This window comes from Hominimerdicola alba (assembly GCF_900109655.1).
GTDB classification, from domain to species: domain Bacteria; phylum Bacillota; class Clostridia; order Oscillospirales; family Ruminococcaceae; genus Hominimerdicola; species Hominimerdicola alba_B.
In genome coordinates this window covers 1-2,336 of the sequence record NZ_FOAT01000043.1, presented here as the reverse complement: position 1 = coordinate 2,336, position 2,336 = coordinate 1, and the positions used below count along the sequence as shown (strand labels likewise).

1 protein-coding gene is annotated in these 2,336 nt (G+C 46.0%); it reads right to left on the bottom strand.

Annotated features, from left to right (window positions below):
- The coding region (locus tag BMY75_RS17395; protein ID WP_074836461.1) for a glycoside hydrolase family 9 protein at positions 1 to 2,336 on the bottom strand (2,336 nt) is incomplete at both ends.

The window sequence follows — 2,336 nt, the reverse complement described above, 5'->3', positions numbered from 1 at the left end:
GCAGCACCGTTCCGATAAATATATTTGCCGTTATCAGTATCATAAGCATAAGCCAGGACCATAGCGTTGTTGATAACGAAGGAGTTGGAGCCGTATTCATAACCTGTGAATTCTGGTTTATCGCCACCGATATAGTCCTCGGTAGTCATACTCTTGTAAGGTATGCCCATGCCTTCTTTACTCATCTGAATAAGGTATTGATCAGCAATATTTTGGATAGAATTGGCGATAGTCTTCCTGTCAGCAGAAGATGTCTTGTCGCTCAGGTAGAGTGAAAGGGTGCCCAGACCCGCAGTATTGCCCCAATTGAAGGAACCGAACGATCGATCGTTCTCGCCGCCCCTCAAGCAGGAAGTCAGGCTGAATGCCTTATCCTGACCTGACGGATCATTACAATTTTTATAGTCCTTTAAGAAATCATAGTAATCCGCGTCCCCTGTTGTTGCATAAAGCTCACAAGCTGCCCAGTAAGCATCGTCAACTACATAGGTGTCACCGAAAATGTTGTTTACGCCGTATTCAGAAGGAGCGAAGTAAGGATCCTTATAGTGATAGCCCCTGTTAACGTCCCAATTGGATTGCTTAGCCATGATAGCCTTCCAGCTGTTCTGGGCATTTTGCAGACACTCTTCTGAGAAGTCATCATCTATGCCTTTCCACAGACGTGAAGCCTGTGCAGCACAAGCGATCATGTTGAATGTGGCTGCATACGTAGGAGGTCTGACGATACGGACAGGTTCAAAGCCCTGCTGTGTGTCATCCATCCAGGGTGTGATCGGAAAACCTGCCCATTTATGATCCTGCACCGAATGATATACGAAGCCGTCCTCATTTATCATTTTGAACATCCACTCAAGCTCTACCCTTGCTTCATCAAGTATATCGGGAGCATTATCCTTATTTTCGGGGACAGCTATCGTGCCGTCAGTCCACTTGCGAGTATTGCCTCTCCTCTTGGAGAACTCATAAGCGTTCTGAAGTGTCCATACGGAGAAACCGCCTTCGACAACGTACTTACCGTGGTCGCTTGCAGCGTACCATCCGCCTGTAACGTCGATCTGCTTATCCTTCTCGCCTTCACTGAAGTCGCTGGAATAAGATTTATACCACTTGCTCTGTACATAAGCCATATCGAGGTTATGACCATATCTGCTGTGTGCCAGTGCGGACTTATCACCTGATGTGATGTACTCAGACTCTATCGGGACACCTGAACGGTTCTGATAGAAGTAGTTAATGGAATCCTTCAGCAGCTGATCGTCATAGATATTTCTGTCTATCCTGAATGTACTGCTCTCGTTCATCGTATAAGTTTTCATAGTTACGGGATTTCTCCATAAAAGCTTATCACCGCTGAGCTTTGTATCGTTTGCATTCTTAGAATTCATCACCTGAGTGCCGTTTACGCCGACTGTATCCTTAACGAAGATGGTGTATGTACCCTCGGTCTTGAAGTCAGAGAAATCAATGATATGTACATTAGAACCGCTGTCCTTGAGTCTGGTAACGATCTGACTACCTATCTTAACAGTAGTAGTCTTGCCTGTACCTGAATCAGGATCGCTGCCGAATACCTTCGTCTTGCCTGTGTACTTTACGTTGCCCGATCTGTCACGTATCTCAAAATCCAGTGGCTTATCAGCATCGGTAACGTAAGAAGCCCTCTTTTCCAGCTGAGGATAATAACCGATCTGATTCAGGCGAACGTTGCTTTCGGGTCTTACAACGCCCCAATCGTTATTATCACTATCGATACTATATCCACCGGTAGTGTCGATCAGAGACAGATTATCGAATTTGAGGACAGTACCGTTAGGGAAGCAGTCATGCGGCTGATAAACACCCTGTCCGCCGTATTGAAATTCCCATATAGCATTATCAATATCTTCTTTAGCTGTAAATTCAGCATCGAAGGTGTTGTCGCCTTTAGCGATCTTTACGCATTCCCACGTCTGATTGTAATTATCATTGCCGCTGTTGTTGTGCCATACTTCGACCACACCGCTGTTGTTGCCGATCATGGTATACATCTCACCCTCTTTGGAAGAATTGACCTCCCAGTGTACCTTGTAAGTATGACCCTTTCGTATCACTAAATCTTTGCAACGGAGACTAAGATCCCATCTTGACTCGGGACCATCGTTGTTCAGTATCTCTACATTGTAAGTGCCGTCTGAAATATCGAAGTCCTGCCGTGCCGGTTCAGTCTCCAAGGCGTACCAGGGAAGACCTATGCCTGCCTCGAAGTCAGACTGGATAAGTATCTGTTCATCTTCTGCAAACACACTCATAGGTGCAGATGCGGCTGCTGCCGATAAACCAGCGGTAATCGCCAC